9 protein-coding genes are annotated in these 15,235 nt (G+C 67.4%); 1 reads left to right on the forward strand and 8 read right to left on the reverse strand.

The window, feature by feature from the left end:
* The first annotated feature begins 178 nt into the window (after positions 1 to 178).
* Positions 179 to 1,066 carry a class I SAM-dependent methyltransferase gene (locus AB3X86_RS22350; protein WP_368597675.1) on the forward strand — a complete coding sequence of 296 codons (888 nt, stop codon included), beginning with the start codon at positions 179 to 181 and terminating at the stop codon, positions 1,064 to 1,066.
* Here AB3X86_RS22350 and AB3X86_RS22355 read toward each other — a convergent pair.
* From AB3X86_RS22355 to AB3X86_RS22390, 8 genes are read right to left on the reverse strand one after another with little or no spacing between them, the layout of a single operon-like run.
* Complete coding sequence (locus tag AB3X86_RS22355) at positions 1,003 to 2,556, reverse strand: efflux transporter outer membrane subunit (protein WP_368597676.1); 1,554 nt, start codon at positions 2,554 to 2,556, stop codon at positions 1,003 to 1,005. The two genes, AB3X86_RS22350 and AB3X86_RS22355, sit on opposite strands and share 64 nt — an antisense overlap.
* A gap of 2 nt (positions 2,557 to 2,558) precedes the next feature.
* A complete protein-coding gene (locus tag AB3X86_RS22360; RefSeq protein WP_368597677.1) occupies positions 2,559 to 5,804 on the reverse strand; it encodes an efflux RND transporter permease subunit in 3,246 nt (1,081 codons plus the stop codon).
* Positions 5,801 to 6,907 carry an efflux RND transporter periplasmic adaptor subunit gene (locus tag AB3X86_RS22365; RefSeq protein WP_368597715.1) on the reverse strand — a complete coding sequence of 369 codons (1,107 nt, stop codon included), beginning with the start codon at positions 6,905 to 6,907 and terminating at the stop codon, positions 5,801 to 5,803. The genes AB3X86_RS22360 and AB3X86_RS22365 overlap by 4 nt, the downstream gene beginning before the upstream one ends.
* 2 nt (positions 6,908 to 6,909) lie before the next feature.
* Complete coding sequence (locus AB3X86_RS22370) at positions 6,910 to 8,580, reverse strand: fatty acyl-AMP ligase (RefSeq protein ID WP_368597678.1); 1,671 nt, start codon at positions 8,578 to 8,580, stop codon at positions 6,910 to 6,912.
* A 16-nt stretch (positions 8,581 to 8,596) separates the two neighbouring features.
* Positions 8,597 to 9,601, reverse strand: a complete 1,005-nt coding sequence (locus AB3X86_RS22375) for a fatty acid desaturase (protein WP_368597679.1) — start codon at positions 9,599 to 9,601, stop codon at positions 8,597 to 8,599.
* 55 nt (positions 9,602 to 9,656) lie between these two features.
* Entirely contained in the window at positions 9,657 to 12,434 is a 2,778-nt protein-coding gene (locus tag AB3X86_RS22380; protein WP_368597680.1) for a phosphoenolpyruvate synthase, read from the reverse strand.
* A gap of 15 nt (positions 12,435 to 12,449) precedes the next feature.
* Positions 12,450 to 14,111 carry a nucleotidyltransferase domain-containing protein gene (locus AB3X86_RS22385; protein WP_368597681.1) on the reverse strand — a complete coding sequence of 554 codons (1,662 nt, stop codon included), beginning with the start codon at positions 14,109 to 14,111 and terminating at the stop codon, positions 12,450 to 12,452.
* Between the two features lie 18 nt (positions 14,112 to 14,129).
* Positions 14,130 to 15,212, reverse strand: coding sequence for an SDR family oxidoreductase (locus tag AB3X86_RS22390; protein ID WP_368597682.1), 1,083 nt, complete (start codon positions 15,210 to 15,212; stop codon positions 14,130 to 14,132).
* Between the last annotated feature and the right edge of the window lie 23 nt (positions 15,213 to 15,235).

Consider the following 15,235-nt stretch of genomic DNA (forward strand, 5'->3'; position numbering starts at 1 on the left):
CGTCATTATGCGGGATGTGAACGGCGAGCGTCGCCGGCGCGGGGCGGCTCGGCGTATAGTCGATTGATGCCGTTAAAGAAGCCCGCGCGTTGGCTCGTTTAACTTCGGTAGTAAGTTGCCGCTCGCGAAGGCTGACCGAGCGGCGTGGTTTTCAGTTACCTCGGTTGCCCGCGTAATCATGCGACGCCTGCATCTGCTCGAAATCGAAGACCAGCCGTGGTGCCCACGCGCCCTCCGTGACGGCGGGACGGACTGGCTGCACTTTCTGGCCAATTCCCACAAGGGCTTCAACGTGATCGCGGGCAAGCTGCGCGAGGCCATGCGCCGGGTTGGCAGCGACCGGATCGTCGATCTGTGCTCGGGCGGCGGCGGGCCATGGCAGACGCTTGCACCGTTGCTCGCGCTGTCCGGCCGCGTGATGGTGCAGTTGACGGACTTCTATCCCAATCGCGCTGCGTACGAGCGGATCTCAGCCGGGGCGACCGACTGTGTCACGTATGTGAGCGAACCGGTGGACGCGATGAACGTGCCATCGAGATTCGACGGCGTGCGCACGATGTTCAACTCGTTCCACCATTTCCGCCCGGACGATGCGCGCGCGATCCTCGCCGACGCTGTGACGAAACGCCGCGCGATCGTCGTCGTCGAGGGTGCGGATCACCGGCTGCTCGGTATCGTGTTCGTCCTGGTGATGCCGCTGATGATGCTCGCGCTGACTCCGCTGATCCGACCGTTTCGCTGGTCGCGGCTAGCGCTCACCTATGTGTTGCCGGCGATCCCGCTGCTGTGTCTGTTCGACGGCATCGTGTCGATGCTGCGCATCTACAACCCCGACGAATTGCGTGAGATGGTCGCGAGTATTCCGGATCAGCAGAGCTTCGATTGGGACATCGGCACGCTGCCGGTGCAGGGCTCGCCGCTCGGTCTGACTTATCTTGTCGGCGTTCCGCGGCAACCCGCAGGCTTGAACGCAAGCGCGCGCCGTCGGGCGCGGCGCGCGGATCACTTGCCGGCCAGATGCTCGGGTGTCTGGGTGTTGCCCGGCGGCAACTCGCCCATCGCCTGAAACAGCGTCGCCGTATCGGCCAGGCGCCGGCCGACCAGGCGGATTTCTTCCAGCCTCGCTGCTTCGTACTGCTGCTCGCCGCCGCGAGCGGATGCCGCGGGCAGCGCGCCGAGCCGGTGACGTGACGCGGCATCGTCGAACGTTTCGCGTGCGTCGCGGGCAGCGCCGCTCGCGGCTTCGAGCGCCTGCGCGTCGTGTTCGAGCGACGCAAGCGTGTCGGCGACGTTCTCGAACGCGGCCAGCACGGTCTGCTTGTACTCGAACACGGCGGCCTCGTAGGTGTCGATTGCCGCGCGCCGCTGCGCGACGAGCGCGCCGCCATGAAACAGCGCTTGCGACATCGTCGTGGCGATGCTCCAGATCGCGCCGGCGCCCGACAGCGCGAGCGGCCAGCTGAACCCGCCTTGTCCCATCGAGGCGTTCAGCGTCAGGCTCGGAAAGAGCTGTGCGGTGGCGACGCCGACGTCGTTCGCGGCGGCTTTCAGCGCCGCCTCGGCGGCCGCGATATCGGGCCGTGAGCGCAACAGGTCCGATGGCAGCACGACCGGCACGTCCTGCGGCAAATGCAGGCTCGCCAGATCGGGCTCGGGCGGCGCCGCGTCGGGCGTGCGGCCGAGCAGCACCGCAAGCGCGTGTCGGGTCACGGTCAGCCGTTGCCGCAGATCGGCCACGCTGACCTGGAGCGCGGCGATGCTTTGCCGTGCAGTCGACACGTCGCCGCGCGTCAGCGACCCGAGCTGGTAATGCCGTTCGGTATCGTGAGCCTGATCGCCCGCCAGCACGATCAGGCGCTCGGTCGCATCGATCTCGGCGCGCAGCATCGCCGCCTCGATCGTCGCCGTGACGATGTTGGTGGCCAGCGCGCGGCGCGCGGCTTCGCGTTGATACGCATCGATGTCGACCCGCGCGGAGCGCGCCGCGTTGGCCTTGCGCACTGCGCCGAACAGGTCGAACGTGTATTGCGCCTGGACCACGCCGATGAACTCGTTGTAAAGCAGCGTATTCGGCGCGCCGGCAACCGGAATGCCGAGATCGCGTCCGCGCGAGGCCTGCGCGACCAGATCGACCGACGGCAGCAGCGTGGCGCCGATCTGCGCGCGCAGTTGTTCATGCGCGGCGGCCAGGTGCTTGTCGGCGGCGGCGAGCGTCGGGCTGTTGCGCAGGCCTTCTTCGACGAGGTCATTCAATGTCGTCGAGCCGAACAGCCGCCACCATTGCGGCACCGGCTGCGCGCCAGTGGTGAAGCGCTGTGCGACACCGAGCGCCTCGACGGTTTGCGCGGGCTGCGGCTCGGCGCCGTAATGGGCGGGCGAGGGCATCGCCGGCGGCTCGCCGCTCGGACCGAACGAGCATGCGCCAAGCGCGATCACAGCGGCCGCGCCGAACGCCGCGCGCCAGCGATGGATCGACACCGCGCGCGCTCGACGCGGCGCGAAAGTGAAATGCGGCGCGCTCGCTGGCCCGTCGATAGGGTTGCAGTCTGTGCGCACGATCAGCTCCACGTGTATTCGATTGTCGAGGATGGGGTTCGCACACCGCGTTCGAAGTGCCGCACCTTGAACGCGGTTGCGTAGAGCGCGGGAACGAAGAACAGCGTCAGCACGGTGGCGCCTGTGATGCCGCCCATCAGTGCGGTCGCCATCGGTCCGAAGAAGGCCGATTGCAGCAGCGGGATCAGCGCGAGCACGGCGGCCGCGGCGGTCAGCATGATCGGGCGGAAGCGCCGGACCGTGGCGCTTACGATCGCATCGAAGCGCCCCTGGCCCGCGGCGATATTGCGTTCGATCTGATCGACGAGAATCACCGAGTTGCGCATGATGATTCCGGACATCGCAATGACGCCGAGCATCGCGACGAAGCCGAACGGCTTGCCGAACAGCAGCAGTGCGGCGACCACGCCGATCAACCCGAGCGGCGCGGTGAGCACGACCATCAGCACGCGCGCGAAGCTGCGCAGTTGAATCATCAGCAATGTCAGCACCACGACGAGCATCAGCGGCAGCTGCGCGATCACCGACGCCTGCGCCTTGCCGCTGATCTCGCCCGCGCCGCCGGTCTCGATCCGGTAGCCGATCGGCAGCGACGCGCGCAGCGGCGCAAGCGTCCGATCGATCGCCTGGGTCACGTCGAGGTCCAGCGCGTTGCCGCGCACGTCGGCCTGGACCGTGATCGTCGGTTGACGGTCGCGGTCCCAGATCACCCCGTATTCGAGTTCGTTGTGCAGGTGCGCGAGCGTGCCGAGCGGAACCGGGCCGTTCGGCGTCGGCATCGCGAGGTTCACGATCTCGGCGGGATCGACCCGCTCACGCTGCGGCGCGCGCAGGTCGACGCTGATCAACCGGTCGCGCACCCGGTACTGCGTGAACGTATAGCCCGACAGCGTCATCGCGAGAAAGCTCGCCACGTCTTCCGACGTGACACCGAGCTCGCGCGCCTTCTGCTGGTCGATCTCGAAGCGCACCGAGCGTTCGCCGGGTTCGTCCCAGTCGAAATGTACGCCCGTCGTGCGGGCATTGGCCTTCATCGTCGCCGCGACTTTTTCCGCGATTTCGCGCACGGTGGCGAGGTCGTTTCCGCTGACGCGAAACTGCACCGGATAGCCGACCGAGGGGCCCGTCTGCAGCGGCGAAACGCGCGCACGCACGGCGGGAAAGCTGTTTTGCAGCGTGCTCGCGAGCCAGCGTTCGAGCTTCGCGCGGTCGTCGACGGACCTGGCGGTGATCACGAGCTGCGCGAAGTTCAGCTGGGGCATCTGGACGTCGAGCGGCAGATAGAAGCGCGGCGCGCCCGTGCCGACGAAATCGACCAGATGATCGATCTCAGGCCGGCCGGCTAGCGTCTTTTCGAGGCGCGCGGCTTCGCGCAGCGTCGCTTCTAACGACGCACCTTCGGGCAGCCGCAGGTCGACGAGCAGCTCGGGACGCTCGGAGCTCGGGAAGAACTGTTGCGGCACGAGCGCGAAGCCGGCCAACGCGACGACGAACAGCGCAGCCGTGACGCCAATCACGATGAGGCGGCGCTTCACGCACCACGCGATGCAGTCGCGCAGGCGGTCATGAAAGCGGGGCGCGCGCGGCGCCGCCAGCGGGGCGCGGCGCGTCTGCGCGTCGTCGCGCCGGCGCAGCTTGCGAAGCGCGCGCCGAGGCGGCGTCTCGCGCGCGATGTCCTTGCGTTCGGGCAGCACGTGATAGCCGAGCAACGGAATCAGCACGACCGCCGCGAACCACGAAGCAACCAGCGCAATCGCGGACACCTGAAAGATCGAGCGCGTGTATTCGCCAGTGGCGGATTTCGCCAGCGCGATCGGCAGGAATCCCGCCACCGTGACCAGGGTTCCCGTCAGCATCGGAAACGCGGTGCTGCTGTAGGCGAACGCCGCGGCCCTCGCGCGGCCCCATCCCTGTTCGAGCTTCACTGCCATCATCTCGACCGCGATGATCGCATCGTCGACGAGCAGCCCCAGTGCGAGGACCAGCGTGCCGAGCGAGATCTTGTGCAGGCCGATATCGAACCCATTCATGCATAGCGCGGTGACCGCGAGCACGACCGGGATCGAGATCGCCACTACCACGCCGGCGCGCCAGCCCAATGAGATGAGGCTCACGGCCAGCACGATCACGATCGCTTCGGCGGCGGCGCGCAGAAAGCCGTTGACCGAGTGCGAGACCGCGTGCGGCATGCTCGACACCTGGACGAGTTCGAGCCCCGCGGGCAGACGCGCGCGCAATTCGGCCGTCTTCGCGTCGAGCAGCTTGCCGAGCTGAATCACATCGCCGCCAGTCTCCATCGTGATGCCGATGGCGAGCACCGGGCGGCCGTCGGTGCGAACCTGCGAGACCGGCGGATCGTCGTAGCCGCGCTTGATCGTCGCAATGTCGCCAAGACGAACGAGGCGGTGATTGATGTCGATCAGCGTGTCGCTCATCGCCGTCAGGTCGGTGAACTGGCCGCTCGGACGCACGAACACGCGATCGAACGCGGTGGTGAGCGTGCCGCTCGGCGTGACCGCGTTTTGCGCGTTGATCGCCCGCGCGAGCTGTTGCGGCGTGATGCTGAGGCGCGTCAATTGCGCGTTGGGAATCTCGATCGTGATGTGCTCGTCGGGGTCGCCGAAATAATCGACTTTCGCGACACCCGGCACACGCAGCAGCACGCCGCGCAATTCGTCCGCATAGTCGTGCAGTTGGGCCGGCGAGAAGCCGTCGCCGGCGAGCGTATAGATGTTCGTGTAGACGTCGCCGAATTCGTCGTCGAAGTACGGTCCTCGCACGCCGGGCGGCAGCGTATCCGAGATGTCGCCGATTTTCTTGCGCACCTCGTACCACGTGTCGCGCACCTCGCTCACCGGCGCGGAGTCTTTCATCGTGAAGACGATCAGCGATTCGCCCGGACGCGAGTAGCTGCGCAGATAGTCGAGATGCGGCGTCTCCTGCAGCTTGCGGCCGATCCGGTCGGTCACCTGCTCCTCGACCTGGCGCGCGGTCGCGCCGGGCCAGAAGGTGCGGATCACCATCGCGCGGAACGTGAACGGCGGGTCCTCGGATTGTCCGAGCCGGGAATAGGCGAGCACGCCGAACAGCGTCGCGAGCACGACGGCGAAAAAGACGAGCGCCTGGTTGCGGATCGCCCACGCGGACAGATTGAAGCGGCCGGTGTCGTCCGCTGCTGGCCGCCGCGGTCCACCCGGTTCACCGGGGCCGCCCGCTCCGTCGGGCCCCTGGCCGAACAGCGCTCTCATGATGCGAAGTCCTCGGGATGCAACGGCGCGACCGCGCGCACGGTTTCGCCGGCGCTGACTGTGTGCACGCCTTGCAGCACGACGCGCTCGCCGTCCGTGAGGCCTCGCGCGACGGAGATCGTGCGGTCGTCATAGCGGCCCACCTGGACCCGGCGCAGTTCCAGCGCCTCGTCGCCGGGCCGCACGACCCAGACGGCCGGCGCGTTGCCGTCGTGAAAGAGCGCGCTGGCGGGCAGCGTGATCGGGTCGTCCGCTTGCGCCTCGCCGGACGCGTCGGCGAAGGTGATGGTGGCCGTCATGCCGAGGCGGACTTCGGGGCCTCGCGCATCGAGCGTCAGTTTCGCGCGATAGGTGCGGCTGCCGGGGTCTGCTGCCGGCGACAGCTCCCGGACGTGCGCGGTGAAGCGTCGGTCCGTGACGGCCGGCAGCGACACGCTGGCCGCGCTGCCGACCGCCAGCGCGTTCAGCAGGCTCTCGGGCACGTCGCAGAGGATATCGACCTCGCCAGACCACGCGAGGTGGTAGACCGGCTGTCCCGCCGCGACGTTCTGCCCGGTATCGGCGTCTTCGGCGGTGACGACGCCGGCATGGTCCGCGGTGAGTACCGTGTATTGGGTCTGATTCTTCAGCAGCGCGAACTGCTGTACCGCCTGATCGCGCTGCGCGGCGGCCGCCACATACGCATCCTGGGTCTGCTCCAGCTGCGCCGTCGAGATCAGCTGTTCCTGCGCCTGAGCCCGGTCGCGATCGAGTTGCTGCTCGGCGAAGGTGAGCCGATGCTGCGCCGCCATCAATTGGGCCTGCGCGCTCGCGAGGCTGCGCTGCGCGTCGTCGGCATCGAGCCGCGCGAGCACCTGACCGGCCGTGACCGTATCGCCGAGCCGCACCTTCCGCTCGACCAGCTTGCCGGCGACGCGAAACGACAGCGGCGTCGCATAGCGTGCGTTGACTTCGCCCGGCAGCGTCGCGAGCACGGGCTTGCTGTCCCGATGCACGACCACCGCGATGACCGGGCGCGGCAGCGTCACTTCGGCTTCTTTCGCGTGACAGGCGGCGAGCGCGAGCGCGCCCGACACCGTCAGCATGATCTCGCGCCAGCGCATGCTCACGAGTGTTCCTCCAGCTCGCCGGCTTCGAACTGCGCCTTGGTCCGGCGGCGCTGCACCTTGCCGCTCGAAGTCCGCGGCAAGCTGCCCGCCTGCACGATCGCGACGTGACCGACCTGCAGGCCCGCGCATTCGGCGACCTTCTGCGCGATCGCACGGCGCAGCGCCGTGGCCTCCGCGGGCTTGCCCTCGGCGCAGACGACCAGCGTCTCGTCGCCGTCGCGCATCACGCTGAACGCGATCACGCCGCGGCTTTGCACGCTCGGCAACTCGGCCACCGCCCATTCGATGTCCTGCGGATAGAGGTTCGAGCCGTGAATCACGATCAGGTCCTTGCTGCGGCCGCAGATATAGAGCTGATCGCCGGCGACGTAGCCGAGATCGCCGGTCTGCAGCCAGCCGTCGCGATACGCGTCGGCGCTCGCTTCGGTGAGGCCGTAGTAGCCCACGGTGATGCTGGGTCCGCGCGTGACGATCTCGCCGACGCAGCGTTCGGGCAACGCACGCCCGGATTCGTCGACGATCCGAAGCTCGTGTCCGGGAAAGCAATGGCCGCAGCCGACCAGTTCGATCGTGCGCAAGCTGGTATCACGCGCGGCCGGTATCGCTCGACCGAGCCCCAGCGGTGCCGCATAGACGACGTCGGTGACGATCGGCTGGCCGTGCTCGTGAAACGTGATCGCGAGCGTTGCCTCGGCCATCCCGTAGCACGGCAGCAGCGCTTCGGCGCGAAAACCGGCCGGCTCGAAGCGCGCGGAGAACTGGCGCAGCGCTTGTGCGTTGATCGGCTCGGCACCGCAGCCGGCCACACGCAGCCGACTCAGGTCGAGGCCTTCGAGGTCCTGGTCGCGGGTGCGGCGCGCGGCGAGCGCGTACGCGAAGTTCGGCGCGAAGCTGATCGTGCCGCGGTACTTCGTGATCGCCTCCATCCACAGGCCAGGCCGGCGCACGAATGCTTCGGTTGCTAGCAGCACGCTCGGCAAGTCGCAGATCAGCGCGCCCAGCACGCTGATGAGTCCCATGTCGTGGTGCAGCGGCAGCCAGCTCACATAGACGTCCTGCTCGTGCAGATCGATGCCGCGCGGTCCGAGGAACGCTGTCGCATTCGCGATCAGATTGCGATGCGTGACCATCACGCCTTTCGGCAGCGACGTGCTGCCCGACGTGTATTGCAGAAAGCACAGGTCATCGGGATGCAGCGTGGGCAAATCGCAGGCGGGCGGCTCGCCGTCGAGCAGCGCTTCGACGGTCACGATGCGTTCGAGGCCGGTGTCGGCGGCCAGCACGTCCTCGATGGTCTCGCGTGTCGAGTTCGACGTCAGCAGCATCCGCGCGCCTGCCGAGCGCACGATGTGACTGACGGTTTCGGCGTAGCGTGCGCGGGTTCTGAAGTTAAGGCTTCCGCGCGGAAAGATCGGAACCGGCACCAGACCGGCGAACGACGCGCCGAGGAAGCTCAGGATGAACGCTTCCGGGTCGAGGATCACGAGCGCGATACGGTCGCCCTTGTTCAGGCCGAGTGCCACGAGCTTTTGCGCACGCTTGCGTGCCTCGCGCTCGAGCGCCTCATACGGATAGTAGTGCTCGTCGCTGTGCGAGGAGACAAACCGAAGGCCTCGAGCGTCGCCGCGCGGCAGCGCTGAAACGGCATCGACTAGCGTCAGTTTCATGGTGACGGCTCCCCGCTTACTTGGTCGAGATTCCGTGATCGAGCGAAGCAGCGGGCGACCAGTCGCGGATCGGCTGCAGACGGCGACGCAAGAGCGCGATCACCTCGTCGTCGCTGCGCACCGGCGCGCCCGGCAAGCGCACGAAATGCCTGGCGAGCTTGCGGTGCTGGCGCGTGACGAGCAGCAGCCAGATCTGCGCGATGTCGATTCCATCGAACACGACCGCATCCTCGTGACCGTACTTCTCGAGGTTCGCGGCGAACTCCTTCGTGAGTTCGCTGAAGTGCGTGCCTTTGCGGACGTGGTGATAGATGTGATAACCGGCGTTGAAGACGCGCGCATTGAAACGCGAGTCGATCGTATTGGTGCTGCTCGTGTACGGGTTGTCCGGATGATCCGGGTCGATGAACGCGTGCTGGACCCAGTTGCCGATCATCATCATCAGCCGCACGAATACGAACGGGAACACGAACACGACGAGCGTCGCCCGCAGGTTCCAGTACGCGGCCGCGCCGATCGCTGCGTAGAACGCGATCTCACCGACGAGCAGTTGCCGCATCAGCTTCGTATTGCGCGAGCGCCACAGATAGACGCTGAGCTCGACCGGCACCAGCGCGGCGAAGCGCAGGTAGTAATGCAGAAAGCCGATGACGCTATCGCGCTGAAACCGCATCGTCGAACTCAGGTCGCGTGGCAGGTTGTCGTCGATGTGATGCATGCCCATGTGATGGACATAGAACGTGCCCGGCGTCTGGCCGAAGAACGGGCACAGCACCCAGTCGAGCAGGATTTCGAGCGCACGGTACTTCTTCCTGAAGAGCCGCCGATGCAGCGTGCAGTGGTAGCTCATCGTGAAGCGGTCGCCGAACATGTTCCAAACGACCACATAGGCCACGCCCGCCCACCAGGGAAAGTGGCCGAGCCAATACAGCATGGCCGCGGCGGGGATGAATATCAGCGCGCACTCGATGTAGAGCCACAGATGCGGCAGGTCGCGACGATCGTTGAGCAGGCGGTACATGGCAGTTTCCTTCAGGGGCGGTTGCAGTGGTCAGTCAAGGGGGTGGGGATTCGTTTCAGGTCGGCTCGGGCAGTTCGATCACGCCGCTATGGCCATCGACCTTGAGCTGCATGCCCGACTGCACGCGCGTGGTGAGACCCGGAATCTGCACGACGGTCGGGATGCCGATTTCGCGTGCGACGATCGCGGCATGGGTCAGCGGACTGCCGCGCTCGATCAGCAGGCCGGTCGCCGACGCGAATACCGGGACCCAGCCGGGGTCGGTCCGATAGGTGACGAGGATGCCGCCGTCGAATTCGTTCGCTTCGCGCACGACCTTCGCGGGCCCTTCGGCAAAGCCCGGCGAGCAGGGCGTGCCGCGCAGCGTCGCGCCGGCCGCATGAGCAGGCGCCGCGTGCAGCGCGGCGAGGTTGGCCGGCTTGCTGAGCCAGGCCGCTACGGGGCCATGCGTGACGAAGCGTGGCGGCAGGTCATCCATCGCGCGATAGCTCGCGTCGTCGCGCTTGCGCTGCTCGATGAGCGGGCGCAGTTCGCGGTGAGACACGGTGCCTTCGAAGCAGCCGCGAATTTCGTCGAGACGCAGATGGAAGATGTCGCGGCCTGTGGCCAGCACGCCGTCGGCGGCGAGACCTTCGCCGATCGCGCGGAACATCCGGCGCGCGACCCCGAACGCGCGCGAACGGCAAAAGCGCACGGTCTCGCGCGCCCGGATCGCGGCGCGCACGCGGCCGCGTGCGCGGGCAAAAATCCAGCGCTGCAGCGGATTAAGCCGCTCACGCAACAACGCGTCGATGCGCGCTTCGGTGGCGCTGCGATCGATCGTTGCGGCGCGATGCGCGAGCGAGGCCTTCAACATATCGAACAGCACGCCCGGGTCTTCGCGCAGATCGGGTTCTTCGAGCTTCAGCTCGTTGTTGCTGCGGTACGCGAAGTCGGCGAGGTAGCGCTCGACGTCGGCGACGATCTCGGGCGCGCCGCATTCGCGCAGCGCCGCATACGCGTCGGCTGACGGCGTGTTGCGGATCAGCGCTTCGACCCGCGGCTTCGACCGCACGGCGTCCGCCAGCGCGGCCAGCCTGCGGACCGGCTCGATCGACTCGATGTCGTCCATGCCGCCGATCACCGCCACTTCGAGCCAGTCGGGCGCATCGGCAATCCACCGCTTGATCAGGCGCCGGAGCACGCCGTAACTGAGACCGATCGCCGATTCGAGCACGATCATCATGCCCCAGCGTGCCAGCAGCGCCCGCTCGAAGCGGCAGTAGTGCGCATAGACGGCATCGGCGGGAAGCGAGCGATAGTCGAGCGCGTTGAACTCGTCGTAGACCGGATAGAAGAACGCGCGGAAGCGCTCGACGTTGCGCTCCAGCCGCGCGAAGTGCCACGCGAACTTCGTGCCGCTCACGGCGCGGATGCAGGCGAGCCCAGCGCGCGAGCCGGCCTTGTACGGCGCGATCAGCTCGGCGAAGCTCGCCAGATCGAGCGGCTCGTCGACGCCCATCTGGACTTCCATCATCTTGCGTCCGAGGTCCTGGAACGGCGCGAGCCCGGACAGCTTGTACCAGTGCAGCAGGTTGTAGTACACGCGCCCGTTCAGGAACGCGAGCGTCGAGCCGAGGAAGCCGTCCATCTCGCGCCGCTGCTTGTGCGGAATCGCGAGCAGCCGGCAGAACTCGCGGAACACCTGCGCATAGACGTGTTGCGCGAAGGTGAAGGTCAGCTGCGTGGTCACGCCGGGATAGTTCTCGACGATGTTGGAGTTGTCCCACAGCTGGAATTCGCCGGTCCGCGATGCGGCCGGTGCGACCGGCGTGGTCACCGGGCGCGCCTGCAGAATCCACAACTGGTGCTCCGCGATACACCATTCGATATCGAGCGGCTCGCCGAACCTGCTTTCGAGCGTGCGGGCCGCTGCCACGACGCGCTCGATCTCGTCGTTGGAAAGGGCCGCAGCATCGCGCAGCGCGGCCGGCACCTCGCGGATGTGGCGGCCGTCATGACGCTCGCGTTTTTCACCGATCACCACCTGCTTGTGCTGCCCGGTGTGGCGGTCCACGGTGATCGTGTCGGCGTCGACGGCGCCCGACACGAGTCCTTCGCCGAGCCCGTAGACGGCGCTCAGCACCAGCTCGTCGCGGTTGCCGTTGGCGGGGTTGATCGTGAACACGACGCCGCTCGTGTCCGCCTGAACGAGGCGCTGCAGGATCACGGCCATGCCGGCGCCGGCCATGTCGAGTCCGTGCTGATGCCGGTAGCGCAGCGAGCGCTCGGAATACGCGGAGGCCCAGCACCGGCGCACGTGTTCGAGTGTCGAGTCGAGCCCGCGTACATCGAGGAACGTGTCGAACTGGCCTGCGAACGAGAAGCTCGCGCTGTCTTCTTCGACACCTGACGAACGCACCGCGAGCGGTCCGTCTCCGATCGCTTCGTGCGCGCGTTCAATGTCGGCGCGCAACGCGGCGCTGATGTCGCACGTCAGCACGGCCTCGAAGATCCTGCTCGCGATCGCGGCGGCGTTCACGGGCGTGAAGTCGCTGAGCAGCGTGGCGATGGTTTGATCGAGGCCGCCGTCGCGGCGGAACTCCGCAAAGCAGTCGGTGCCGAGGATCGCCCAGTGCGGCACCGCTACACCGAGGTTCGCCAGCCGATGGAGCGATCGTCCCTTGTTGCCGGCGAGCCGCTCGATGGCTTCGGCGGGACTTGCCGCGGTGAGGATCAAACGTGGCGATGCTGTTGGGCCGGCGCTGCTGCTTGCGTCGAAGCTCTCGTGCTGTGCGTAGCTCTTGCCCGCTTCCAATTCGCCGCATGCGCGCGCAATGGTGTCGAAATTCATTGAGGTCCCCGTTGCTCAGGTGCTCGACGAAGCGAGCAGGTCTCTTGCTTCCTCGGCGGTACCGCGCCCGCCGTGAGCGGTCTGCGGAAAGCGCGCGTGCAGATGCGCACCGAGGTTGATCCAGTCGTAGGCGGCGTGGATCGTGCCGCGCCAGCCCGACGCCGTATCGAAGCTCGCCGGAAACTGCGGGTCGCCGCCGAGGTTGCGCAGACGCTGCGCGAGCTCATCGGCGAGCGCGACGTAACGCTCGGCATCCGGTGCCGATCCGATCGAGCACTGTTCGAGTTCGCGGATGCCGTCGATCAGCGCCGCATCGAGAGGCAGCAGCCGGATCGCGTCGAGCGTCGCTTCTTCCATCGTCGACTGCGGCGTCACGCCGTGCGCGCCGAGCGTGACCATGCAGGCGGTTTGCATCATCCGTTGCAGCGCGTACTCGAGCACCTTCCATTGGCCGCGCCGCAGTGCGCCCTGGGCGTCCTCGCGCGCATTTTCGAGGCCGATGTTGGCCCAGACCATCTCGAGGCCCGCTTCGGCGAAGCGCCCGGCGGGCATCGGCAGCAACTGGGCACCGCTCGCGCGGCCGGCCGCGAGGCGTGCGCCGTCGATCGAGATCAACGGCGCACGGGACACCGGCGTCGAAGTCGCCTGCTGTCGTGCGTGGATTTCTCCGCTGCCCTTCCAGCGCAGGCTGACGAGACCCAGCCGGCTGAAGTCCGCGATCAGCGCGCGCTGCCGGCTCGCTGCCTGCGCGCCGCCACGGCTGGCGATGGCCGTGCATGGGGTATTGAAGGTGATCGCACGCCAGGCCTGGGCGGCTTCGTCGTCGAGCGCAAAGACGTCGCTGCCTCGCAGCACATGGACCCGTTCGCCGATCTGCCAGGTCGTCGCGTCCTTGCCTGGGCCGATCAGCACGTTCTCCGCCGCGAGGCTCACACCGCCGACGCCGAACTCGCGGAGCAGCGCGACCCCTGCCGCGAGGAACGCGCTTTCGGCGCCATGCTCGCGCGGCGCGTGCAGCAGGTTCCACAGACGGCCGGCGAGACCCGCGTCGACAGCCGCGCGTTCGAGTTGCAGCGACAGCCATTTCGGGCTCATGTAGCACTCGCCGAGCCGCGCCACATGACTCTTCGCCGCATGAAACGCGGCGGTTCTGATCCAGGCGCGGGCGTAGTCGGGCTCGCCGAGCGCGAACATCGCGACCGCATAGCGGCCGGTCTGGCGCGCGAAATCCTCGAACCACAGCGCCACCGCCTCGCAGAGCGCGTCGCGGCCAAGCTCCGCTTGCAGCGTTTCGATCAATGCCGGGTTGTCGATCGGCAGCGCGCCGATGAAGCGCTGGCACCGTTCGAGCAGATTCCACGACAGGCGCGCGACCGCGCGACGCCCTTTGCCGAGCGCTGCGCGAACCTGCGCGAGCTCGCGGCGCAGGCGCGCCGGACTCAGCAACCTGACTTCGATGCGGCGGCCGTCGATGAACAGGATGTACGGCATCGTGGCCGGCTCCAGCCCGCTATCGACGATCGCGACGAAGTCGACATCGGAGCGCTCGTTGCCGAAACCTTCGGCGATCGAGCCTTCGAGAAAGACGGCGCTCGGTGCCCGCTGTTCGAACTGGGCGCTCAAAGCGGTGCGCGCTTTCTGCCAGAGCTCGGCGAGCATCGGATCGGTCATCAACATGGTTAGGCTCCCTGAGCGTCAAGCCGTGCGCGGCACGAAGTAGCCCGCCGCGATCCCATAACGGAAGATCCTGCGCAGCAGCGTTTTGCCGGTCGCGCGAGGCAGGGCCGGCAGGATCGCGGCGGTCGCGTCGCGGGCGAAGCGCACCTGGCGCGTCAGGTACGACTCGTACAGCTTCACGACCTCGTCGTAGTAACGGCGTTCGAGCGGTTTCATCGCGGCGGCGTCGAACACATGCCGCGGCACATAGCGAGGCACGTGAAACGACGGAAACTCCGCGCAGACGTCGTTGATTTCGCGCAGCGTGGTCGGCGTGCCCGAGGTCAGATGCAGCGTGCGCCCGCGCACCAGCGGGAACTTCACCAGTGCCTCGACGACGCAGTCGGCGACCCAGTCGATCGGCACGATGTTCAGCGTCGCGCCGTAGTCGCCGGGCATCGTGCGCACGAGTCCCGCGGCTGTCAGGCGCACGACGGTGTAGAGCGTGTCGAACTTGCGGATCACGCCGCTCGCCGAGTCGCCGACGATGATCGACGGGCGCAGCACCGCGGCCGGCAGACCGTTGCGCATCGCCGCCCGCACCGATTGTTCCGCGCGGTACTTGCTCTGCTCATACGGGTTGCCCAGCCGCTGGCCGAGGTCCAGATCGTCCTCGCTGAACACGCCGGGGCGTTCGCCGCAGACATAGGCGGTGCTCACGTAGAGCAGCGGAATCGGCGCGTCGTCGCGAGGTTGCGCGAACTCGACGATGCGCTCGGTGCCGCGAAAGTTGATCGCGTCGTAGACCTCGGGCTTGCGACCGAAGCTAGTGAGCGCGGCACAGTGGACGATCGCGCCCGTCGTCGCGCGCAGCGCCTCGTAGGTGTGCGGGTCGAGCCCAAGCTGGGGTTCGGCGACGTCTCCCCGCACACACGCGAAGCTTCCGGCCGCAGGCGTGTGGCCGTCGTACGTGGTTGCCGCGAGCGGCGTGCCGTCGTTGCGGACAACCGGTCCTTCGGAGCGCAAGAATGCGACGACCGGGTAGCCCATTGCCGTGAGCCGGGCGATCACTTCGCCGCCCAACAGACCTCGCGCACCGGTGACGAGAACATGCTTATCCATCGTGGGTGACCATCCAGGGTTGC

This window comes from Paraburkholderia sp. BR14374 (genome assembly GCF_040948685.1).
In the GTDB taxonomy this organism is placed as follows: Bacteria; Pseudomonadota; Gammaproteobacteria; order Burkholderiales; family Burkholderiaceae; genus Paraburkholderia; species Paraburkholderia youngii.